At 68.1% G+C, this 22,779-nt stretch carries 21 protein-coding genes and 1 riboswitch; of the genes, 18 read left to right on the forward strand and 3 right to left on the reverse strand.

Annotation, left to right across the window (positions count from 1 at the left end):
• Positions 1-170 precede the first annotated feature (170 nt).
• Together smc and ftsY are read left to right on the forward strand one after the other, a co-directional pair.
• Entirely contained in the window at positions 171-3,704 is a 3,534-nt protein-coding gene (gene smc, locus E5206_RS10080) for a chromosome segregation protein SMC (RefSeq protein ID WP_205759892.1), read from the forward strand.
• A 64-nt stretch (positions 3,705-3,768) separates the two neighbouring features.
• The gene (ftsY, locus tag E5206_RS10085) at positions 3,769-4,998 is read left to right on the forward strand and encodes a signal recognition particle-docking protein FtsY (RefSeq protein WP_136322363.1); all 1,230 of its coding nucleotides are present in this window, start codon (positions 3,769-3,771) and stop codon (positions 4,996-4,998) included.
• Here the strand turns inward: ftsY and E5206_RS10090 are convergent.
• On the reverse strand, positions 4,995-6,236 hold the full coding sequence (locus E5206_RS10090) for an MFS transporter (RefSeq protein WP_136322364.1): 1,242 nt from the start codon (positions 6,234-6,236) through the stop codon (positions 4,995-4,997). The genes ftsY and E5206_RS10090 overlap by 4 nt on opposite strands.
• Before the next feature lie 237 nt (positions 6,237-6,473).
• On the opposite strand from E5206_RS10090, the gene E5206_RS10095 reads away from it, so the two are divergent.
• Positions 6,474-7,859: an ammonium transporter gene (locus tag E5206_RS10095; RefSeq protein WP_136322365.1), complete on the forward strand. Its 1,386-nt coding sequence runs from the start codon at positions 6,474-6,476 to the stop codon at positions 7,857-7,859.
• Positions 7,856-8,194: a P-II family nitrogen regulator gene (locus tag E5206_RS10100; RefSeq protein WP_136322366.1), complete on the forward strand. Its 339-nt coding sequence runs from the start codon at positions 7,856-7,858 to the stop codon at positions 8,192-8,194. Before E5206_RS10095 ends, E5206_RS10100 begins: the two co-directional genes overlap by 4 nt.
• A gap of 104 nt (positions 8,195-8,298) precedes the next feature.
• Here E5206_RS10100 and E5206_RS10105 read toward each other — a convergent pair whose 3' ends face one another.
• On the reverse strand, positions 8,299-9,687 hold the full coding sequence (locus E5206_RS10105) for a glucose-6-phosphate dehydrogenase (protein WP_136322367.1): 1,389 nt from the start codon (positions 9,685-9,687) through the stop codon (positions 8,299-8,301).
• Between the two features lie 151 nt (positions 9,688-9,838).
• Between E5206_RS10105 and ffh the strand changes: the two genes are divergently transcribed.
• Complete coding sequence (gene ffh, locus E5206_RS10110; protein WP_136322368.1) at positions 9,839-11,425, forward strand: signal recognition particle protein; 1,587 nt, start codon at positions 9,839-9,841, stop codon at positions 11,423-11,425.
• A 70-nt stretch (positions 11,426-11,495) separates the two neighbouring features.
• On the forward strand, positions 11,496-12,230 hold the full coding sequence (locus tag E5206_RS10115) for an alpha/beta hydrolase (protein WP_136322369.1): 735 nt from the start codon (positions 11,496-11,498) through the stop codon (positions 12,228-12,230).
• Between the two features lie 57 nt (positions 12,231-12,287).
• On the opposite strand, the gene thiC is transcribed toward E5206_RS10115, so the two are convergent.
• Positions 12,288-14,072: a phosphomethylpyrimidine synthase ThiC gene (gene thiC, locus E5206_RS10120; protein ID WP_136322370.1), complete on the reverse strand. Its 1,785-nt coding sequence runs from the start codon at positions 14,070-14,072 to the stop codon at positions 12,288-12,290.
• Positions 14,067-14,174, reverse strand: a riboswitch (TPP riboswitch). (Overlaps the previous gene by 6 nt.)
• A 78-nt stretch (positions 14,175-14,252) precedes the next feature.
• On the opposite strand from thiC, the gene E5206_RS10125 reads away from it, so the two are divergent.
• The 12 genes from E5206_RS10125 to E5206_RS10180 all read left to right on the forward strand — a co-directional run bounded on the left by E5206_RS10125 (position 14,253) and on the right by E5206_RS10180 (position 22,721).
• Positions 14,253-15,335, forward strand: a complete 1,083-nt coding sequence (locus E5206_RS10125) for an amidohydrolase family protein (protein WP_136322371.1) — start codon at positions 14,253-14,255, stop codon at positions 15,333-15,335.
• An 83-nt stretch (positions 15,336-15,418) separates the two neighbouring features.
• Positions 15,419-16,294 (forward strand): VOC family protein, encoded by an 876-nt coding sequence (locus E5206_RS10130; RefSeq protein ID WP_136322372.1) that lies wholly within the window; start codon positions 15,419-15,421, stop codon positions 16,292-16,294.
• A gap of 144 nt (positions 16,295-16,438) precedes the next feature.
• The gene (locus E5206_RS10135) at positions 16,439-16,876 is read left to right on the forward strand and encodes a hypothetical protein (protein WP_205759893.1); all 438 of its coding nucleotides are present in this window, start codon (positions 16,439-16,441) and stop codon (positions 16,874-16,876) included.
• A 287-nt stretch (positions 16,877-17,163) separates the two neighbouring features.
• Positions 17,164-17,580 (forward strand): 30S ribosomal protein S16, encoded by a 417-nt coding sequence (gene rpsP / locus E5206_RS10140; RefSeq protein ID WP_136322374.1) that lies wholly within the window; start codon positions 17,164-17,166, stop codon positions 17,578-17,580.
• A 1-nt stretch (position 17,581) separates the two neighbouring features.
• The gene (locus E5206_RS10145) at positions 17,582-17,824 is read left to right on the forward strand and encodes an RNA-binding protein (RefSeq protein ID WP_056426755.1); all 243 of its coding nucleotides are present in this window, start codon (positions 17,582-17,584) and stop codon (positions 17,822-17,824) included.
• Positions 17,825-17,940: 116 nt separating this feature from the next.
• The gene (rimM, locus tag E5206_RS10150) at positions 17,941-18,516 is read left to right on the forward strand and encodes a ribosome maturation factor RimM (RefSeq protein WP_136322375.1); all 576 of its coding nucleotides are present in this window, start codon (positions 17,941-17,943) and stop codon (positions 18,514-18,516) included.
• The gene (gene trmD / locus E5206_RS10155) at positions 18,517-19,371 is read left to right on the forward strand and encodes a tRNA (guanosine(37)-N1)-methyltransferase TrmD (RefSeq protein ID WP_136322376.1); all 855 of its coding nucleotides are present in this window, start codon (positions 18,517-18,519) and stop codon (positions 19,369-19,371) included.
• Positions 19,372-19,618: 247 nt separating this feature from the next.
• Complete coding sequence (gene rplS / locus E5206_RS10160; RefSeq protein WP_136322377.1) at positions 19,619-19,978, forward strand: 50S ribosomal protein L19; 360 nt, start codon at positions 19,619-19,621, stop codon at positions 19,976-19,978.
• 104 nt (positions 19,979-20,082) lie between these two features.
• Positions 20,083-20,763: a signal peptidase I gene (gene lepB, locus E5206_RS10165; RefSeq protein WP_136322378.1), complete on the forward strand. Its 681-nt coding sequence runs from the start codon at positions 20,083-20,085 to the stop codon at positions 20,761-20,763.
• Complete coding sequence (gene lepB / locus E5206_RS10170; protein ID WP_240689627.1) at positions 20,764-21,636, forward strand: signal peptidase I; 873 nt, start codon at positions 20,764-20,766, stop codon at positions 21,634-21,636.
• A gap of 11 nt (positions 21,637-21,647) precedes the next feature.
• Positions 21,648-22,313, forward strand: a complete 666-nt coding sequence (locus E5206_RS10175; protein WP_136322379.1) for a ribonuclease HII — start codon at positions 21,648-21,650, stop codon at positions 22,311-22,313.
• A gap of 81 nt (positions 22,314-22,394) precedes the next feature.
• Positions 22,395-22,721, forward strand: coding sequence for a DUF2469 domain-containing protein (locus E5206_RS10180; protein WP_136322380.1), 327 nt, complete (start codon positions 22,395-22,397; stop codon positions 22,719-22,721).
• Positions 22,722-22,779 lie beyond the last annotated feature (58 nt).

Genomic DNA, 22,779 nt, shown 5'->3' on the forward strand with positions numbered 1-22,779 from the left:
GTTTCGCGCGGGTTTTGCGCGGAATTGTCGCAGCTTCGCAGTAGATTGTAGGTACCCGGGGCCGTCCAGAACACCCGCACCAGAAAACACCCGCACCGGAAAACAGCAGCCCGATTCATGCCTGCATCGAACAGCGTGCCCAGTCCGCCAGCCAGGAGAACCGAAATACCTTGCATCTCAAGAGCCTGACCGTCCGGGGATTCAAGTCGTTCGCATCGGCGACGACCTTGGAATTCGAACCAGGCGTCACCGCCGTGGTCGGTCCCAACGGCTCGGGCAAGTCCAATGTGGTGGACGCCCTGGCCTGGGTCATGGGCGAACAGGGCGCCAAAACCCTCCGCGGCGGAAAGATGGAAGACGTTATTTTCGCGGGCACCTCCGGCCGGCCGCCGCTGGGCCGTGCGCACGTCTCGCTGACGATCGACAATTCCGACGGCGCCCTCCCCATCGAGTACAGCGAAGTCACCATCTCCCGCACCCTGTTCCGCGCCGGCGGTTCCGAATACGCCATCAACGGTGCGGGCTGCCGGCTGCTGGACATCCAGGAACTGCTCTCCGACTCCGGCCTCGGCCGCGAAATGCACGTGATTGTCGGCCAGGGGCAGCTCGACAGGGTCCTGCATGCCACCCCGGAGGACCGTCGCGGCTTCATCGAAGAGGCCGCCGGCATCCTCAAGCACCGCCGGCGTAAGGAAAAAACGGTCCGCAAGCTCGAAGCCATGCAGGCGAACCTGTCCCGGCTCAGCGACCTCACCGCGGAACTCCGGCGCCAGCTCACCCCGCTCGGCAAGCAGGCCGAGGTGGCCCGCCGCGCCCAGGCCGTCCAGTTCGAGGTCCGCGACGCACGATCCCGCCTTCTCGCCGACGACCTCGTCCGGCTGCGGTCCGCGCTGGCGCAGGAGGTCGCGGACGAGTCCGCGCTGAAGGCCCGCCGCGCCGTCGTCGAGCGCGACCTTGAGGCGGGACGGCAGCGCCAGGCGGCCCTCGAACGGCTCGCCGCCGAGGCAACCCCGAAGCTGAACTCCGCACGGGACAACTGGTACCAGCTCTCCGCCGGGCGCGAACGGCTGCGCGCCCTCGGGTCCCTCGCCGGGGAACGCCGCCGGCTCCTGGGCGCTGCCGACGCCGTCCCGGACTCCGGCCGCGATCCCGATCAGCTCGACCGGCAGGCCGCCCGCGTCCGGGATGAACAGGCCGGCCTGGAACAACGGATCGGGGAACGCCGCAGCGCCCTGGACGCCGCAGCGGCCGCAAGACAGGACGCGGAAAACGCCGCGGCCGCCGAGGACAAACGGCTCGCCGCCCTGCTCCGCGCCGCCGCGGACCGGCGTGAAGGTCTCGCCAGACTCGCCGGGCAGGTCGGCGCTGCCCGCACCCGTGTCGAGTCGGCCCAGGCCGAACTCGGCCGGCTCCGGGAATCGCAGAAGGCAGGGGAGGAACGCCGCCGGCTCGCCCACAGCGAGTTCACGGCGCTGGAATCCCAGGTGGCCGGCGTCGAGGACGGCGAGGAAACCCTCGACGCCGACTACGAAGACGCCGGCGCATCGCTGGACGCCATCCTCGCGGACATCGAGGCGCTGAAAGCGGCCGGGCGGGAGGGCGAGCGGGAACGCGGCGCCCTCCTGGCCCGCCGCGATGCCCTCCAGCTTGGGCTCAACCGCAAGGACGGCCCCGGCCACGTGCTCGGCTCGGGGCTGCCCGGGGTCCTCGGATCACTGGCTTCCCTGATCACGGTGGAGGCTGGTTTCGAGTCCGCCATCGCCGCAGCCCTCGGTGTCTGCTCCGACGCCGTTGTGGTGCAGGACCGGGACACCGCCGCCGCCGTGCTGCGGTTGTTGAAGGACGACGACGCCGGACGCGCCTCGCTGCTGCTGGCCGCCGGTTCCGCCGGCGCCTCCGATGCCGCCGGGCCGGACACCGCGCCGCTTCCGGACGGGGCCCGCTGGGCCGCCGGCCTGGTCACGGTCCCGCCGCCAGGCGGGGGAGCCGCAAGCCGTCCGCCCGTGGCCCGGCTCCTGGCGGGAACCGCCGTCGTCGACGATCTGGATGCGGCGGCGCGGCTGATCGCCGAACGGCCGGAACTCACCGCCGTCACCCGGGCCGGGGACGTCTTCACCGCGCTGACGGTCAGCGGAGGCTCCGCCAGGGCGCCGTCGCTGCTCGAAGTCCAGGCCGCCGTCGACGACGCCTCGGCGAAGCTTGCCGGCGTGACCGCGGAACTGGAGCGCAACCGCTTTGCCCTGTCCGCCGCGCAGGCCCGGCGGGCCGAGGCCCAGGACCGCGCGGACGCGGCCCTGGCGCTACTCCACGATTCGGACGCCCGGCTGGCGGCCGTGGCCGAACGCCTCGGGCACCTCAATTCGGTGCTGCGCAGCGCCGTCGGCGAGAGCGACCGCCTCGCCGCGTCCCTCGCCAGGGCCGAAGCGAACATCCTGGCCGAACAGGCGTCACTCGAAGCCGTCGCGGCCAGGCTTGCCGCAGCCCAGGAGGCGCCTACGGAAGAGGAGCCTTCACCGGGGCACCGGGACGCGCTCGCGCTGGCGGCCTCGCTGGCCCGCTCCGCCGAGACGGACGCCCGCCTCGCCCTGCGCAGCGCGGAGGAACAGCTCACGGCCACGCGCCACCGTGCCTCCTCGCTCGAACGCGCCGCCGCCGCCGAACGCCGTGCCCGCGAGGAAGCCGCCGAACGGGCGCGCCGCCGCCGGCTCCAGGCCCGGCGGGCCGCAGCCGTTTCCGCCGCGGTGGAGCAGGCCATCGGGTTCATCGACGTCTCCGTGGAACTTGCCCGCCAGGAGCGGGACAGCGCCGAGGAACGCCGGGAACAGGTGGATGGCGAGCTGGCCGGCGTCCGCACCGGCAACGACGCTTCTGCCCGTGAACTGGCGGAGCTGACGGACTCCGTGCACCGCGACGAGCTGGCCCGGGCGCAGCAGCGGCTCCGGATCGAGGCCCTGGAGCTGCGAAGCATCGAGGAGCTCGGACTCAGCGCAGACCAGCTCGTCGCCGACTACGGCCCGGACCGCGGGATCGTCGAGGGCACACCGTTTGTCCGCGAAGAGCAGGAAAAACGGCTCAGGAAAGCCGAACGCGATCTGTCCGCCCTGGGCCGCGTCAATCCGCTGGCGCTGGAGGAATTCGCCGCGCTCGAGGAACGCCACCAGTTCCTCAGCGCCCAGCTGGAAGACTTGAGGGCCACCCGCAAGGACCTGCTGGACATCATCAAGGAAGTCGACGAACGCGTGCAGAAGGTGTTCGCGGAAGCCTTCGCGGACACCGCTGCCCAGTTCGGGCGCGTCTTCGCCCGGCTGTTCCCGGGAGGGGAGGGCCGGCTGGTCCTGACGGATCCCTCCGACCTCCTCACGACCGGCATCGAGGTGGAAGCACGTCCGGCCGGCAAGAAGATCAAACGGCTGTCCCTGCTTTCCGGCGGCGAACGCTCCCTGACCGCGGTGGCCCTGCTGGTGGCAATCTTCAAGGCCAGGCCCTCGCCGTTCTATGTCATGGACGAGGTGGAGGCGGCCCTGGATGACACCAACCTGGGGCGGCTCCTCACAATTTTCGAGGAGCTGCGCAAATCGAGCCAGCTGATCATCATCACGCACCAGAAGCGCACCATGGAAATTGCCGACGCCCTCTACGGGGTCACCATGCGCGGCGACGGCGTCTCCACCGTCATCAGCCAGCGGCTCGGCGCCGGGATCTGACACGCCGGCTGACGCTGGCGCCGCGCCGCCTCCGGCGCGGTGGGGGTTGTGAGAAGCTAGGGGAGTGAACGACATCCTCCCGATTATTCTGCCCATTCTCGCTGCCCTGGTGGTCCTCGGGGCGCTGATTCCGGTCCTGATGAAGACCCGGAAGAACATCACGCGGTACCCCGGGAAGCGTGACGCGAACGATCCTGTGGAGCCAGGGCCGGCCGCACCGGGCGCCGGCGGGACCCTGCTGGAGGACCGCCCGGCGCCGGCGCCGGCACCGGAAAGGACGGCACCCTACGCCGTCGACCTCGAGGGCCTCGAAACGGTCGAGGTGCCGGACACCGTGGCCGGTCTGGAAACCGTTCCGGTCGAGACCCCGCTGCCCGTCGAGGGCCGCCTCACCCGGTTGCGCGAACGCCTCGTCAAGTCCAACAACATCCTCGGCAAGGGCCTGCTGGCCCTGCTTTCCGCGGACAGGATCGACGAAAACGTCTGGGACGAGGTGGAGGAGACCCTCCTGCTCGCGGACCTCGGCACCGAACCGACCCTGCAGCTGATTGACGCGCTCCGGGAACGCGTCAAGGTGCTGGGCGCCCGCTCCCCGGAGCACGTCAAGGCCATGCTGCGCGAGGAACTGATCAAGCTCGTGGACCCCTCGATGGACCGCAGCCTCCGGGTGACACGCCACGATGACAAGCCCGCCGTCATGATGGTGGTCGGCGTCAACGGCGTCGGCAAGACCACCACGGTGGGCAAGCTGGCCCGCGTACTCGTCGCCGAGGACAAGGATGTCCTGCTGGGCGCCGCCGACACCTTCCGCGCCGCCGCCGCCGAGCAGCTTGCCACCTGGGGGCAGCGCGTGGGCGTGCCCACCGTCAAGTCCGACGTCCACGGTGCGGACCCGGCCTCCGTGGCGTACGAAGCTGTCAAGGCAGGCATCGAGCAGGAAGTCGACGTCGTTATGATCGACACCGCCGGCCGCCTGCAGAACAAGGTCGGCCTGATGGACGAACTCGGCAAGGTCAAGCGCGTCATCGAAAAACTCGCCGAAGTGGACGAGGTACTGCTGGTCCTGGACGCCACCACGGGCCAGAACGGCCTGAACCAGGCCCGTGTGTTCTCCGAGGTCGTCAACATCACCGGCATCGTCCTGACCAAGCTGGACGGAACCGCCAAGGGCGGGATCGTCGTCGCGATCCAGAAGTCCCTCGGCGTCCCGGTCAAGCTCATCGGCCTCGGCGAGGGCGCCGATGACCTGGCCCCGTTCGACGCCGAAGCCTTCGTCGACGCCTTGCTGAACTAGTCTGTCCGGGGCCGGAAGGTCTCCCGCGCCAGCAGCCAGCCCGCGGCCCCGGCGAGCAGGACGGCCCCGGTGACGCCGAAGGCCCAGCCGTAACCCAGCCGGTCCGCGAGAAGCCCGGCGAACACCGGGCCGGCGATCGCGCCGCTGTCCGCCGTCATCTGGAACACGGCGAGCACCCGTCCGCCGGACCGTTCATTGCCGATCACATCGGCAACGGCCGCCTGCTGGGCCGGCCCGAGCAGGCCCGAACCAATCCCGGCCACGGCGGAGGCCAGCAGGAACCAGAGGAAATGGTGGGTGGACCCGATGGCCGCCGTGGCCGTTCCGGTAACCACCAGGCCGGCAATCATCAACGGCTTCCGGCCAAGGTTGTCCGCCAGCCTCCCCGAGAAGGTCAGCGCCACCGCGTTACCGGCTGCGAAGACGGCCAAGGCCCAGCCCGCGGACTCCGGGCCGCCGCCGAGAGCCACGACGGCGAACAGCGGCACCGTGGCCATCCGCACACCGATCGTGGCCCAGCCGTTGGCGAAGCTGGACAACAGCGCCGCCCGGTAGGCGCTGTCCCGCAGCGCTTCGCGCAGTTCCATGGCCGGGGCCGCCCCTCCCGGAAGGCGCGAGGCCGCCGGGACATGGCTGAGCTGGGTCTGGACCACGAGGGCAGCCAGCACCAGTGCGGCCGCGTAGGCAAGGAACGGCACGCGCAAGCCGAAGCCGGCGAGCAGCCCGCCCACGATCGGGCCGCACACGTTGCCGATCAGGAAGGCGGAGGCGTAGGCCCCCGAGACCCGGCCGCGGCTTTTCGGCGGCGCCAACCGGACGACCATCGCCATCGACGCCACGGTGAACATCACCGAGCCGGCGCCGCCGAGCCCCCGGAACACCAGCAGCTGCCAGTAGTCCTGGGCGAAAGCGCAGGCCGCCGTCGAGGCCGCCACGATCAGCAGTCCGGCCACATAGACCGGCCGTTCTCCCAGCCTCACGATCAGGGCACCGCCGGCCGGCGCGAAAAGCAGCCTCATCAGGGCAAAGATGCTCACGATCACGGCCGCCGCCGTCGCGCCGACGTCGAACGTGGTCGCGAACTGGGGGAGCACCGGTGCCACAAGGCCGAAGCCGATCGCAATCAGGAACGCTGCCACCAGCATCACCTTGATATCCCGGGGCAACCGGGCGTTGCCCGGTTTCCCGGCGCCGGCCCGGGGACGGGCGCCGCCGGCCGGGCGGATGGTCTTGCTCATGGTGCTGTCGTCCTTGCGGGAGAAATCGGAGGGAAGGGATAGAGGGCGTGATTAAGCGCGTGAAACATAACCGTAACAAGCGCGAGACGCACCATTTACTTCCGGGAGGTTCTCGTAACAACCCGGCAATGTAAATCCTCTGCAGGTGAAACACGGCCCGGCAAAACTCTTATAAGAACGCAAACCGCGTTGGGACAGGCGGGCAACTCCGCACAAAAGCAAGAGAGGACGTAGACCATGGAACTCACCGCAGGTCTCGTTTGGCTCCTGGTCGCTTCAGCACTCGTGCTGTTCATGACCCCGGGCCTCGCATTCTTCTACGGCGGCATGACTCGTGCCAAATCTGCTTTGAACATGATGATGATGAGCTTCGTCGCCATTGGAACCGTCGGCATCATGTGGGTCCTGTGGGGCGCGTCGATGGCCACGAGCAACGACGACAACTTCTTCCAGATCTTCGCAAACCCGTTCAGCCACTTCGGGCTGCACAACTTCACCGATCCCGCGGATCTGCTCAAGGTCGGCTACGCCGCCACCTTCGCCATCATCACGGTGGCACTGATCTCGGGCGCGGTCGCCGACCGCGCAAAGTTCTCGGCATGGGTTATCTTCACTCCCATCTGGGCGACGCTCGTCTACGCGCCGCTGGCCTACATGGTCTGGGGTGGCGGACTCTTCTCCAAGGACGGCTGGTTCGGCCAGACGTTCGCTCCCGTGATCGACTTCGCCGGCGGCACCGTCGTGCACATCAACGCCGGCGTGGCCGGCCTGATCCTTGTCCTGATCATCGGTAACCGCAAGGGCTTCGGCAAGGATCCGAACCACCGCCCGCACAACGTCCCGTTTGTTATGCTGGGCGCCGCAATTCTCTGGTTCGGCTGGTTCGGCTTCAACGCCGGTGCCGCTGCAACGGTGGAGCAGGCCGGCCTGATCTGGGTCAACACCCTCGCTGCCCCGGCCGCCGCAATGCTTGGCTGGCTGGCCGTGGAGCGCTTCCGCGACGGGCACCCGACCTCACTCGGTGCCGCATCCGGTGTAGTCGCCGGCCTGGTCGCGATCACCCCGGCCTGTGCCAACGTTTCCCCGATCGGTGCCATCGGCCTGGGCGTCATCGCCGGTGTGGCCTCCGCCCTGGCCGTCGGCCTGAAGTTCAAGTTCGGCTATGACGACTCGCTCGACGTCGTCGGTGTCCACCTGGTCTCCGGTGTCATCGGCACCGTCGCGATCGGCTTCCTCGCCACCCCGAGCCAGGGCCAGGCCGGCCTGTTCTACGGCGGGGGCACCACCCAGCTCGTCGCCCAGGTTCTCGCGGCACTGTGCTCCATCCTCTTCACCGCGGTGATGACGTTCATCATCGCCTTCCCGATCCACAAGCTCATGGGCTTCCGGGTCTCCCAGGAGCAGGAAGTGGTGGGCGTGGACCTCAGCCTGCACGCAGAGACCGCCTACGAGTTCGGCGTCGGCGGCCACGGCGGCAGCTTCCAGCCGCTGCATGAACTCATCACGGGCAAGCCGCTGGGCGAAGCCGGGATCCCGGAAGAAACAGGACCGGCCACCGGCACGGTGGACGTCAGGTCCAACGGCAAGAAGTCCGCCGCAGGCAAGGAAAGTGTGGGGGCATGAAACTGATCACAGCGATCGTCCGTCCGGAAAAGCTCGACGCCATCAGGGAAGGCCTGGAAGCCTACGGTGTGCAGGGCCTGACGGTCAGCGCGGCGAGCGGCTACGGCCGGCAGCGCGGCTACACCGAGGTGTACCGGGGTGCCGAGTACAACGTGGACCTGTTGCCCAAGATCCGGGTGGAGGTCCTGGCCACGGACGAACAGGCGGACGACATCCTGGACGTCATCATCGCCAGCTCGAACACCGGCCGGGCCGGCGACGGCAAGGTCTGGACGATGGATGTGTTCGAGGCAGTCCGGGTCCGCACCGGGGAACGCGGGGCGGCCGCAATCTGACGGACCACTGAACCTCACGGACCACTGGACAACGAAGGCGGGCCGGATACCGGAAACGGTATCCGGCCCGCCTTCCGTGGGGCAGGGCTGACTTCCGACGGCGGTCAGGCCAGCCAGTCCCCGGGGCCGGACGTCCCGGCCGGGTACTCCTGAAGAGGTACGCTGCCCCGGGCCCAGGCCTTCAGGACCGGATCAACGATCCGCCAGCAGTCCTCCGCCGTGTCGGCCCGGACGGACAGGAGCGGATCCCCGGTGAGTATTCCCTCGAGGACTTCACCGTAGGGGAGAAGGTCTGAGGCGCTCAGCTCGGCCTTGAGCGTTGCACGGTCCAGGCTCAGGACGTTCCCGGGCCCGTTGACGTCGACGTCGAACGCCAGAGTGTCCGGGCCGAAACCGATCCGGAGCTGGTTGGGCGCGTCCACCCCGGTGAACCCCTTGGGCAGGTGCGGCGGGGGCCGGAAGGTCACCACGGCCTCCTTGCGTTTGTTCCCCAGCGCCTTGCCGGAGCGCAGGATGAACGGAACGCCCTGCCAGCGCCAGTTGTCGATCTCCACCTGGACTTCGGCCAGCGTCTCGGTGCCGCGGGATGCATCCACGCCGGTCTCCTTGGCGTAGTCCGGAACCTTCCGGCCGTCGATGGAGCCCGCGGTGTAGCGTGCGCGTCGGGTGTTCCTGGCATAGGGCGCCTTGATGCTGCTGGCGCGCAGCACCGTGGCCACCGCATCGCGGAGATCCCGCTCGCCGACGGAGGCCGGGGGCTCGATCGCCATCAGCGCCATGATCTGGAGCAGGTGGCTCTGGATCATGTCGCGCAGGGCGCCGGCGCCGTCGTAATACCGGGCGCGTCCCTCCAGCGCCAGGTCCTCATCGAAGATGATCTCGACTTTCTCGATGTGCTCACGGTTCCACACCGGTTCCAGGAAGTTGTTCGCGAACCGCAGGCCCAGGATGTTCAGTACGGTCGCTTTGCCCAGGAAATGGTCGACCCTGTGGATGTGGTCCTCCGGGACCAATGCGGCCAGCGTTTCGTTGAGATGGCGGGCGGATTCCTCGCTGGAGCCGAACGGTTTCTCCATCACCAGCCGGGTCCCGGCCGGCACCCGGTCCGAGGCCAGCGCCTCGCACGCAAGCTGGCTGATCCGCGGCGGCAGCGCAAAGTAGACGGCCACGGGACCCTCCAGCTGCGCCAGGAGCCCGGCGAGCTGCCCCTCGCCCGTGACGTCCAGCTGGTGGTAGCTTGTCGATTCGCGGATCCGCTTCAGCTCACGCCGGCCGTAGGCCTCGGCCTGGGAGTTCTCGTCCGCGAAGGATTCCTCGATACGCTCCAGCCACTGCTCCGGCGTCCACGGGTCCGATCCGGCCCCGACGAGGACCAGGCCCGGGGCGTGCCCCCTGGCCACGAGCCTGGCCAGTCCGGGCAGCAGGAGCCTGCCGGTGAGGTCGCCCGAGGCGCCCAGGATGAGCAGGGTTTTCACACTTGTTTGGCTGGTCACCCAGCCAGCATGCCATCTTGAAGGCCCGACTTGATACCCTAGAGAGTCGAGTCCCGTTGTCGAGGCTGTTCGTCAAGGCGAACATCAGTCGCGACGCTGGCGTGCCGGACCGGCCGCCATCTGTAGATCCACTGAAAGAAGTGCACGGCGCGTGTTCAATTCACTCTCTGACCGGTTGACAGCAACCTTCAAGAATCTCCGTGGCAAAGGCCGCCTGACCGAGGCGGACGTTGACGCCACGGTCCGCGAGATCCGGCGCGCCCTCCTTGACGCTGATGTTGCCGTCTCCGTTGTCCGGGAGTTCACCGGCCGCGTGCGCGAACGTGCCCTTGGCGCCGAGGTCTCCGGGGCACTGAACCCGAGCCAGCAGATCGTGAAGATCGTCAACGAGGAACTCGTCGAGATCCTCGGCGGCGAGACCCGCCGGATCCGCCTGGCCAAGACCGGGCCCACTGTCATCATGCTCGCCGGCCTTCAAGGCGCCGGTAAGACCACCCTCGCCGGCAAGCTCTCCAAGTGGCTCAAGGCCCAGGGCCACAGCCCCATGCTGGTGGCCTGCGACCTGCAGCGGCCCAACGCCGTCACCCAGCTCCAGGTCGTCGGCCAGCGCGCCGGCGTGCCCGTGTTCGCGCCGCACCCGGGCGCCACCTCCACCGAGCTTGAGCACCCCATCGGCGATCCTGTCGCCGTCGCCCGCGCCGGTGTCGAGGAAGCCCGCCGCACCCTGCACGACGTCGTGATCGTGGACACCGCCGGCCGGACCGGCGTCGACGCCGAAATGATGGAACAGGCCCGCCAGATCCGCCGCGCCATCGTCCCGAACGAAGTGCTGTTCGTGGTCGACGCCATGATCGGCCAGGACGCCGTCAACACGGCGATGGCCTTCGATGAAGGCGTCAACTTCACCGGCATCGTGCTGTCCAAGCTCGACGGCGACGCCCGCGGCGGTGCCGCGCTCTCCGTCGCATCGGTGACGGGCAAGCCCGTTATGTTCGCGTCCACCGGGGAAGGCCTGGACGATTTCGAGCTCTTCCACCCGGACCGCATGGCCTCGCGCATCCTTGACCTCGGTGACGTGCTCACCCTGATCGAGCAGGCCGAGAAGTCCTGGGACAAGGACGAAGCCGCCCGGATGGCGAAGAAGTTCGCCGACCAGGAAGACTTCACCCTGGACGACTTCCTGTCCCAGATGCAGCAGATCCGCAACATGGGCTCGATGAAGAAAATGCTCATGATGATGCCGGGCGCGCAGAACATCCGGCAGCAGCTGGAACAGTTCGATGAACGCGAGATCGACCGCGTCGAGGCCATCGTCCGGTCCATGACCCCGCATGAGCGCGTCGCGCCCAAGATCATCAACGGCTCCCGCCGGGCCCGGATCGCGCGCGGTTCCGGCGTACACGTCTCCGAGGTCAACGGGCTGCTGGAGCGCTTTGCCCAGGCCCAGAAGATGATGAAGAAGATGGCGGCCGGCGGCGGAATGCCCGGAATGCCGGGGATGCCGGGCATGGGCGGGGGAGGAGCCCGAAAGGGTGCCAAGAACGCACCGAAGAAGAAGGCGCGCTCCGGCAACCCTGCCAAGGCCGCACAGGAACTCAAGGATGCCCAGGCCCGGCGTGCCGCGGGCCCCGCGGCACTGCCCACCGGTGCCGCCTTCGGCCAGCAGGGCGGGGACTTCGATCCGTCCCAGCTGAACCTGCCCAAGGGCTTTGACAAGTTCCTCGGCGGCAGCAAGTAATTTCCGGGCAGCGAGGCAGCAGCCGTATGTCGACGGCCGGGTTCACGGGCCGGTGCCATAAGGTAGGAGCATGTTCAAGCAGCGCGTAGTCTTCGTCCACGGGGAAGGCAGCTTCGGTGCCGCCGCGTGGCCAAAGCAGCACGGGATGGCGCTCAATTACGACGCCCTGTTCCTGCGCCGCCGCGGTTTTGACGCCGTCGCCGAACCTTTGGAGTCCGACTTCGCAGCCGATGCCGCGATCGTGCTCGGTGCGCTGGCAGACGACGGCCGGGGCGAGGCGGGCGGCCACGTGGTGGCCCATTCGCAGGGGGCCATCGCCGCGATGATGGCCGCCGTCGAACGGCCGGACCTCGTCCAGTCCCTTACCCTCGTGGAGCCGGCCTGCCTCTCGCTTACCGCGGAACTGCCCGCGACGGCGGCGCACCGTGCCCTGATGCAGCCGCTCTTCGAGGTCCGCCACCAACTGAGCGACGCCGACTTCCAGCGCGAGTTCCTCCGCCGGGCCTTCTCGGCGGAGGCACCGGGGCCGACGACGCCGGAAGCCCGCCGGGAAGCCCGGCGCCTCCGCCTGCAGGCGCCGGGCTGGGAAGCGCCCCTGCAGATCGTGCCGGGCGTCCCCACCCTGGTCCTGACCGGCGGCTGGGAACCCCTCTACGAGGAAATCGCCGGCTACCTGCGCGAGACCGGCGCCCTGCACCGCATCGCTGCGGGAGGGCACCGGCCCCAGGATTCAGCGGAGGGCGACCGCCTGATCCGCTCCTTCGTTGCCGAGGTCAGCCGGCGCCAGCATGCCCAGGCATGCTAGGGCCGGCCGCCTGAACTGCTGGTCCTGACCCGCTTGTCGTGAACTGGTCCTGAATGCTCAGCGGCTGCCCACGGTGGGCGCCGGCAGATAGACCTTGCCGCCCGCGGCCAGGAATTCCTGGCTCTTTTCCCGCATCCCTGCCGCCATGCCGGCGAGTGCTTCCTGCGCCTCCGCGGAGCCGTATTCGTCGCGGATGTCCTGGCTGATCCGCATGGAGCAGAACTTCGGGCCGCACATCGAACAGAAGTGGGCTGTTTTGGCCGGTTCGGCCGGGAGCGTCTCGTCGTGGAAGGCCTCGGCGGTGACCGGGTCCAGCGAGAGCGCAAACTGGTCGCGCCAGCGGAACTCGAACCGGGCCTTGGACAGGGCGTCGTCGCGTTCGTTGGCGCCCGGATGCCCCTTGGCCAGGTCGGCGGCATGCGCGGCGATCTTGTAGGTGATCACACCGGTCTTCACATCGTCCTTGTCCGGCAAGCCCAGGTGTTCCTTGGGCGTGACGTAGCACAGCATGGCCGTGCCGTAGCGGGCGATTTCGGTGGCGCCGATCGCCGAGGTGATGTGGTCGTAGCCGGGCGCAATGTCGGTGACCAGCGGCCCCAGCGTATAGAAGGGGGCGCCCTTGCAGAGTTCCTGCTGCCGCTCGACGTTCTCCCGGACCAGGTGGAACGGGACGTGGCCCGGTCCTTCCACCATGACCTGGACGTCGGACTGCCAGGCGCGCTGCGTGAGCTCGGCGAGGGTGTCCAGCTCGGCGAACTGCGCGGCGTCGTTGGCGTCCGCCGTCGCGCCGGGCCGCAGGCCGTCGCCGAGGGAGAAGGCGACGTCGTACCTGGCGAAGATTTCGCACAGCTCGTCGAAATGGGTGTAGAGGAAGTTCTCCTGGTGGTGCGCCAGGCACCAGCCGGCCATGATGGCCCCGCCGCGGGACACGATGCCGGTGACCCGGTTCGCGGTCAGCGGCACGTAACGCAGCAGCACCCCGGCGTGGATGGTCATGTAGTCCACGCCCTGCTCGCACTGTTCAATGACCGTGTCGCGGAAGATCTCCCACGTGAGCGCATTGGCCTCGCCGTTGACCTTTTCCAAGGCCTGGTAGATCGGCACGGTGCCGATCGGAACCGGCGAGTTGCGGAGGATCCATTCGCGCGTGGTGTGGATGTCATCGCCGGTGGACAGGTCCATCACGGTGTCGGCACCCCACTGCGTGGCCCACTGCAGTTTGTCCACTTCCTCGGCGATGGAGCTGGTAACCGCCGAGTTGCCGATGTTGGCGTTGATCTTGACCAGGAAGGCCTTGCCGATGATCATCGGCTCGGATTCGGGATGGTTGATGTTGCTGGGGATGATGGCCCGGCCGGCCGCCACTTCGCTGCGGACCAGCTCGACGTCGCAGTTCTCGCGAAGTGCCACGAACCGCATCTCCGGGGTGATGACGCCGTCCCGGGCGTAGCGCATCTGCGTGACAGTCTTGCCGTCGACGGCGCGGCGCGGCACCGGGCGGGCGCCCTCCCACTCGGCCGACGCCGCACCCCGGCGCACCGCCGACTTGCCGTCGTCGAGCAGGCTCCGTTCCCGTCCGCCGTATGGTTCCGTGTCACCACGGGCTTCGATCCACGGTGCGCGGACCGGGGCGAGGCCCACCACCGGGTCGCTGCCCGGACCGGCCGTCCGGTACACCTGCAGTGGTGCGTTCTTCGCGCCGCCGGGCGAGTCCGCGAGGGCGATCTCGGTGACCGGCACCCGGATGCCGCTTCCAGCCTCCCCGATGTACGCCAACGAGTGCGAATCCAGGGACCGCGTCCCGTTTTGGGCAGGGCTGTGCTGTGTCGATTGCGTATTCACGGAATACTCACTTCCTTCGCCGGCATTACCCGGACAGGTTCAACGGTCGCAGGCTGCGTCAGCCCGATCTCAGCCCCTGCAGGGGCACCCGTGTGGTCGTAGACGAAGCTACCACAGTCCGCCCTGGGCCACACTGCATGTGACGGGGGCCGGACCGCCGCGCGGGCTACGCTTTAAGCCATGACCAGGATCATCGAATTCAGCGGGCCGGTCCTCACCAGTGCGGCGCAGGAGCACCCCGGCCTCTGGTCCGTCGACGGCATCCTGACTTTCCGCCGTCCCGCCGCTGCGCCGGACCTCGTGCTGGACGGCTGGGTCATTCCCGGGCTGGTGGACGCGCACTGCCACATCGGGCTCGGCCCCGGCGGAGACGTCCCGGAACACCTCGCGGAGGAGCAGGCCATCACGGACCGCGACGCCGGCACGCTGCTCGTGCGCGACGCCGGGGCCGTCCACGACACGCGCTGGCTGCAGCAGCGTGCGGACATGCCCCGCATCATCCGCTCCGGCCGCCACATCGCGAGGACCAGGCGCTACCTCCGGGGCTTCGCCGTCGAGGTCGAGCCGGAGAACCTGGTGGAGGCCGTGCGCAAGCAGGCGCTCGCCGGCGACGGCTGGGTCAAGCTCGTGGGGGACTGGATTGACCGCGGCGCCGGTGACCTGGCACCGTCCTTCCCGGCTGCGGTCCTCAAGGACGCCGTCCAGGCCGCGCACGATGAAGGCGCCAGGGTGACGGCGCACTGCTTCGCCGAACAGACCCTGGATGACATGCTCGACGCCGGGATCGACTGCATCGAGCACGGCACCGGGCTGCTTCCCCGGCACCTGCCCCGGTTTGTGGAACAGGGTGTACCGATCGTCCCGACGCTGATCAACATCGCCACGTTCCCAGAGATCGCCGCCCAGGCCGAGGCGAAGTTCCCCCGCTACGCTGCGCACATGCGCGGGCTCTGGGAGCGGCGCAGCGAACGGATCCTGGAGGCGTTCGAGGCCGGGGTGTCCATCTACGCCGGGACAGACGCCGGCAGCGTGATCAGGCACGGACGGATCGCGGACGAAATCCAGGCCCTGCACGCCGCCGGGCTCCCGGCCCGGGCTGCTCTCGATGCCGGCGCCTGGGCCGCACGCGCGTGGCTCGGGGCCGAGGCCATCGTAGAAGGTGCCGGCGCCGATGTCCTGGTCTGTGCCGAGGACCCCAGGGCCCGGCTCGGCACGCTGGATGGACCCCGGCACATCGTGCTGCGGGGTGAACTCATCCATTAGGAATAAATTGAAGCTTCAAGTAATTTAACAGTATGCAAAGGTCATCGAAGGTCGATGGCCGCCGAACCACCGGAGCGTTCACAATGACTGCTGAAGCCACCACCCAGGACCTTCTTCCCGCCGCACTCACCATGGGCACCGTGATGCTCAAGGTCGGCGACATGAAGCTCATGACGGATTACTATCAGCGTGGCCTCGGCCTCGACATCGTGGCCGAGCAGGACGGCGGCCTGTACCTCGGGCGCAAGCAGAAGCCGCTGGTCCACCTCGCCCCCGCCCCCGGGCTGACCGTCCCCTCCCGCGGCGAGGCCGGCCTCTTCCACACCGCCCTGCTGTTCGATGACCAGACCGCCCTGGCCGCCACCGTCGCCACCGCCGCGCAGTACGAGCCGCGGTCCTTCACCGGCAGCGCGGACCACCTGGTCAGCGAAGCCTTCTACTTTAACGACCCCGAGGGTAACGGCATCGAGCTGTACTGGGACCGTCCCCGCGAGGCCTGGTCCTGGGACGGCAAGAACGTCGTGATGGACAGCCTGGCCCTCCCGCCCCAGCGCTACCTCGAGCAGTTCCTCACCGAGGAATCCCTGACCGGCCAGCGCGGGACGGAGGCCGGGATCGGGCACGTCCACCTGCAAGTGGGCGATGTCCAGTCGGCCCACGACTTCTACGTCGGCACCCTCGGCTTCGAGAAGACCGCCGGATGGCACGGCCAGGCGCTGTTCGTCTCGGCCGGAGGCTACCACCACCACATGGCGATGAACGTCTGGAACAGCCGCGGCGCCGGCCCCCGGCGGGACACCCTGGGCCTGGGCGAAGTGCTGATCGAAGTACCCTCCGGCGACGACGTCGGAGCCCTCGCCGACCGGCTCAAGGTCGCCGGCGTCCAGTCGCACCACACCGGAGCCGAACTGCGCTTCGAGGATCCGTGGCGCAACCGCCTCCGTGTCGCCGTCCGCTGACACCGGGCGGATGACGCTGCCCGGCTGGGTTAGGCTGAAAAGCGACGGCTGGCGCTCACCGGCGACTCCGGTCGCCGGAGCGGCGGCCCCGCCGGCCAGGACCTCCCCGCCGGGGACAGCACCTACAGGATAAGGATCAGTTCCATGGGCTACACCGAAGTCTTTGTGTCCACCCACAACGAAGCCCTCAAGCGCGCGACTGCCCTCGACGGCGGCGGCGCGGCCGTGCCGGGTGCCGTACGGATCCCCGACATCAGCGACTATGAGATTGAGCGGCTCGGCGACCTCGCCGGGGCCGCCGTGCACGCCTCCGGGGCCGACTATGAGCTGGCCATGGTGGATGTGGCGAGCGAATCGCTGCTCGGCGTTCCGCACGCCATGGTCCGGGCACTGGCCGAGCTCCTCAGCTACGAAACCGAAGGCGAAGGCAATGTCCTGGAGGACGTGGCCGCTGCCTGGGCTGCCGAGGAGGACATGCCCTTTGGAGCGGACCAGGCCCTGAGCTACGTCCGGCAGTTCGCCGAAATGGCCGCCGGAATCGACCCGGCCACGAAGTCCGAACTCTACGTCTGGACCTCCTGACGCCTCCGTTGACCCCCGCTTGCCGGGCGGCCGCAGAGTCCCGTCCCGGGACCCTGCGGCACCTCCCGGAGGGCCCTCGGCACCCTCCGGGGGCGATTAATCCGGCCATGCATGGCTGTCAAGTCGAAATCCCGGCGCTGATCTGGCACAATGAACAGGTACTTGATCTGCGTGGCCCCTCTCTCCGCGTCCGGATCTTGTCCTTTTAGAACCCCCTAGTACGGCCCGCCCCACGGGTGCAGAACGCCGGGCTCGACCCCGTTTCAGAAACAGGAGTGACCACAAAAGTGGCCGTAAAGATTCGCCTTAAGCGCTTCGGTAAGATGCGCGCACCGTACTACCGCATCGTCGTCATGGACGCACGCTCCAAGCGCGATGGCCGTGCCATCGAAGAGATCGGCAAGTACCACCCGACCGAAGAGCCCTCGTACATCGAGGTCGACACGGACCGTGCCCAGTACTGGCTCGGCGTCGGCGCACAGCCGTCCGAGCAGGTTGCCGCGATCCTCAAGATCACCGGTGACTGGCAGAAGTTCAAGGGTCTCCCGGGCCAGGAGGGTACCTTGAAGACCAAGGCTCCCAAGGCTGCCTTCGTTACCCCGGAAAAGGGTTCCGTGATCATCCCGGAAGCCATCACCAAGAAGGCCAAGAAGGACGACGCCGCCGGGGCCCCCGCCGAAGCAGAGACCACCGAGGCTGAGTAAATTGCTGGCAGAAGCGCTCGAACACCTCGTCCGCGGGATCGTTGACAGTCCTGAGGATGTCAAGGTCAGTGCGAAGAACAACCGCCGCGGGGATACCCTCGAAGTGCGCGTTCATCAGGACGATCTCGGACGGGTGATCGGCCGCCAGGGCCGTACCGCACGCGCATTGCGCACTGTGGTTGCAGCGCTGGCGGACGGCGAGCCGGTCAGGGTCGACGTCGTCGATACCGACCGTCGCCGGTAACGCTTTCAGCATTACTTGTCTTTCAGTCCGGCCCCTTCACCAGATAATGGTGGAGGGGCCGGACTGTTTTCCGCAGTCAAAGAACCAAATTTTATGAACCCGGAACAGAGGAACAGATGCAGCTTCAGGTGGCACGAATCGGAAAACCCCACGGCATCCGCGGCGAAGTGACCGTCCAGGTGCTCACCGATGCACCGGGGGACCGCTTTGTTCCGGGCACCCGGTTCGTGGTTGAGCCCGCCTCGGCCGGCCCGCTCACCGTCATCAGCGCCCGCTGGAACAAGGACATTCTGCTCCTGGCCTTCGATGAAATCGAGACCCGCAACCAGGCAGAGACGCTTCGTGGCGCCAAGCTCTTCATCGAGACGGAGGAGCTCGCAGACGGGAACGAGGACGAGGGCTGGTACGAGCACGAGCTCGTCGGCCTGGACGTCCGCGTCGGCGGCAAGGTGGTCGGCAAGGTCTCAGGGCTGAATACCCTCCCGGTCCAGGACCTGCTGGTCGTGACCTCGACCGACGGCAAGGAAATCCTGATCCCTTTCGTGGAACAGATCGTCCCCGAGGTCAACGTGGCCGAAAAGTTCATCCTGGTAACCCCGCCTCCCGGGCTCTTTGAGGTCAACGCCGAAGAAGCCGGGGTCACCGACGCGGCCGGGGCCACCGGCGATGCCGAAGCCGGGGACAACGCCTAGATGAGGGTCGACGTCGTCAGCATCTTCCCGGAGTACCTGGCACCCCTGGAGCTGTCCCTGATCGGGAAGGCCCGCCAGGACGGGCTGCTGGAGCTGAAGGTCCACGACCTCCGCGACTTCACCACGGACCGGCACCGCACCGTGGATGACACCCCGTACGGCGGCGGCGCCGGCATGGTCATGAAGCCCGAGCCCTGGGCCCAGGCCCTGGCGGCTGTGGCCGCCGAACGGCCCGAGGGTGCTGCTGGGCCGGCGGCGGCCGCAAAACCCGTCCTGATCGTCCCGTCGCCGGCAGGGGAGCGGTTCACCCAGGCCACCGCCCAGGAGCTGTCCGCCGAGGACCGGCTGGTTTTCGCCTGCGGCCGCTACGAGGGCATCGACGAACGCGTGATGGAATGGGCCGGGGAGCACTTCACCGTCCGTCCCATGAGCCTGGGGGACTATGTCCTGAACGGCGGCGAAGTGGCCGTGCTGGCCATGGTGGAGGCGATCGGGCGGCTGCTGCCGGGCGTCGTCGGGAACCCCGAATCCCTCGTGGAGGAATCGCATTCGGACGGGCTGCTCGAATACCCGGTCTACACGAAGCCGTCCAGCTGGCGGGGCCGCGACGTCCCGGCCGTGCTGCTGAGCGGCAACCACGGCAAGATCGCCCAGTGGCGCCGGCATGAGCAGTACCGTCGCACCGCCGAACGCCGGCCCGACCTGCTGGAGGAGTTCGACGCCGGCAAGCTGCCCCGCGCGGACCGTACAGCATTTGTGGACCTCGGGTACGACGTCGTCGACGGCCGCCTGAGGCGCCGACCGGACGCCGGCGCGGACGGCGAGCAGGCTTCCCGGCACGTCCCGGCATCATGACAGCCGGGGCGGCTGGTGCGGGATTGGCCGGAACGCCCCTGATGTGGCAAAATTAGTCCTTGTGCCTGCTGGGTCCGAACCTGCCACAGGGGGAGCGTTACCAACAGCCTGGCACCCCGGCCCCGTCAATTCCTGACGGAACCGGAACAGAAACTTTCGGCGGGAATTTCCGGGCCGCTTTTGGCACCCGGGCTTGGCCGCCGTGACCCAACGTGAATGACCTGTGGCGTCCACCAGGAGTGAATCAATGCATATCCTCGATTCCGTAGATGCAGCCTCGCTGCGCACCGATATTCCGACGTTCCGCGCGGGTGACACCCTCAAGGTTCACGTGAACATCATCGAAGGCAAGAACTCCCGCGTCCAGATCTTCCAGGGCTTCGTCCTGGGCCGCCACGGCGACGGTCTCCGCGAAACCTTCACCATCCGCAAGGTCTCCTTCGGCGTCGGTGTGGAGCGTACCTTCCCGGTGCACTCCCCGATCATCGAAAAGATCGAGCTCGTCTCCAAGGGTGACGTGCGCCGCGCCAAGCTTTACTACATGCGCGAACTGCGCGGCAAGGCCGCGAAGATCAAGGAAAAGCGCGACTTCCAGACCGCCAAGTAAGTCCTCCGGACTCCCTTCTCGGATCCACGGACCGTATCCGGCGTATTGCCGGAGCTCTCCGCAACAGCGCATTGAATTCAGGAAAGCGCTACAGGATACGGATCATGGAACAGACAAAACGCCAGCCCGGGAAACGGGGCTGGCGTTTTGTGTTGCTGGCGCTTGTCCTGGCCGTGGCCATCAGCGGCTTGATCCGTTCGCTGTGGCTGGACGTCTACTTCATCCCCTCCGCATCCATGGAGCCGCTCTTCCTCTCGGGGGACAGGATCCTTGTCTCGCGCACCGACTTCCGCGCCGAGCCTGTGCGCCGCGGCGATGTTGTGGTGTTCGACGGCCGGGGCTCCTTTGCCCCGCTGAACAGCGGCAAGGGGCCCGTGGCGGACTTGCTCGCCGGGGCCGGGCACTGGCTCGGCCTGGCGGGCAGCGACAGCACGTACGTCAAGCGGGTCATCGGGCTTCCGGGCGACCATGTGGTGTGCTGCGACGCTGCCGGCAAACTCACAGTCAACGGCCAGCAAATTGCGGAACCCTATCTGTATGGCGGCGATGCCCCCAGCGAGTTGGCGTTCAGCGTGGTGGTTCCGGCCGGGCGGCTCTGGCTGATGGGGGACCACCGCTCCATGTCTGCCGATTCCCGAAGCCTCCTGGGGGCCCCCGGAGGGGGTATGGTGCCCCTAGACCGGGTGATCGGCCGGCCTGTCCAGATCATCTGGCCACTTGATAGATTCGCAGCATTACCACGGCCCGTCCAGGCCGCGGCTACTTCGACGACGAACGGACAGTAGATGCCCGAGACCGGACCCCGGACTCCTGATGAGCGGGAGCAGGAGCAGCCCCGGGTGGCTTCCTCTGCGATTCCCCCCGCGGACTACCAGCCGGGCGGTGAGCCCGGTCCCCCGTCCGCCGGGGGTGCCCACGCCGTCGGGCCTGCCCACGCCGTCGGGTCCTCGCGGCGCGCGAAGAAGGCCAAGGCACGGGAAGGGCGCAGCCCGCTCATCATGTGGCTGAAGGAAGTGGCCACCGTGGTGGTGGTCGCGATCGTCCTGTCCTTCCTCATCAAGACCTTCCTTTTCCGGGCGTTTTACATCCCCTCCGAATCGATGGTCAACACCCTCGATGTGAACGACCGCATCTTCGTGAACCTTCTCGTCCCCGAGCCCTTTGCCCTCCAGCGCGGCGACGTCGTGGTGTTCAAGGACACGAAGGGCTGGCTCGTCCCCGCGCCCGAGAAAGCCAAGGGGCCCTTCACCTGGGTGCAGGACGGACTGACGTTTGTCGGCCTGCTGCCGGACAACTCGGAGCAGCACCTCGTCAAGCGCGTCATCGGGCTGCCCGGTGACCACGTCGTCTGCTGCGACGCCGGCGGCCGGCTCACCGTCAATGGCACGGCGCTGAACGAGACATACATCAACCCGGCCGAGGTCCCGCAGGCCCGTGCCTTCGACGTTGTGGTGCCCGCCGGCAAGGTCTGGGTCATGGGGGACAACCGGAACCACTCCGCAGATTCCCGCTCGCACCCGGACGCCAACGGTGGCTTCGTGGACGTCGCCGACATCGAGGGCAGGGCCACGGTCATCGCCTGGCCGCTGAACCGCATCGGCGCCCTGGACGACTACCCCGACGTATTCCGCAACGTGCCCGCACCGGCCGGAAAGTAAGGCCCGCCACAATGTCCGAAGCACCCACCCTCGACTATGAACGCCGGTTCCGCAGCTCCGGCGCCCGGTTCCTTGCCGGCATCGACGAGGTGGGACGAGGCGCGCTGGCCGGACCGGTCAGCGTCGGGATCGCCGTCATCGACCTGGAGCAGCAGGAACTCCTGGCGGACGTGCGGGACAGCAAGCTCCTCAAGGTGGCAGAGCGCGAACGGCTGGAACCGCTGGTCCGCAGCTGGAGCGTCGCATCCGCCGTCGGCCACGCCACCGCCGGGGAAATCGACGACCTCGGCATCGTGGGGGCACTCCGCCTTGCGGGGAACCGTGCCTGGCTCACGGTGCTGGCCATGGGGGTCACGCCCGACGTCGTGCTGCTGGACGGCAGCCACAACTGGCTCTCGCCGGCGGCCCAGCCCTCGCTCTTTGACGAGGTGCCCGAGGAGCCCCACTGCGACGCGCCCGTGTACACCCTCGTCAAAGCCGACATGCAGTGCCTGAGCGTCGCGGCGGCGTCCGTCCTGGCCAAGGTGGAACGTGACCGCCTCATGTGCGGGCTGCACGCAGAATACCCGGCGTTCGGCTGGGACGAGAACAAGGGCTACGGGACCGCCGCCCACAAGGAGGCGCTCCGTGCCGCCGGGCCCACGCCCTACCACCGCGTCAGCTGGCAACTGCTCTGATTGTGCGGTCCGGGGCGGTCCGGGCCCTGGCCGCGGGACGTTGTGGCGCGATCCCGGCGCCGGATGGTGCAAGATGGAAGCATGAGTGCCGAGGACCTTGAAAACTATGAGACAGACATGGAGCTCCAGCTCTACCGCGAATACCGTGACGTCGCCGGGTTGTTCAGCTATGTCGTCGAGACCGAGCGGCGTTTCTATCTTGCCAACCACGTGGACCTGCAGGCCCGCAGCGCGGATGGCGAAGTCTACTTCGACCTGACGCTGCAGGATGCCTGGGTATGGGATGTCTACCGCTCCGCCCGTTTCGTCAAGAGCGTCCGCGTGCTTACCTTCAAGGACGTCAACGTGGAGGAACTGCCCCGCAGCGAGGAGCTCGGCCTGCCCAAGGTCGGGGACCTGGGCAACTGAGCCGGGACTGAGGACGGACCTCCACTGTTCCTCAACACCTCCCGCAGGTGCCGCGTAG

It is taken from the genome of Arthrobacter sp. PAMC25564, from assembly GCF_004798705.1.
In the GTDB taxonomy this organism is placed as follows: domain Bacteria; phylum Actinomycetota; class Actinomycetes; order Actinomycetales; family Micrococcaceae; genus Arthrobacter.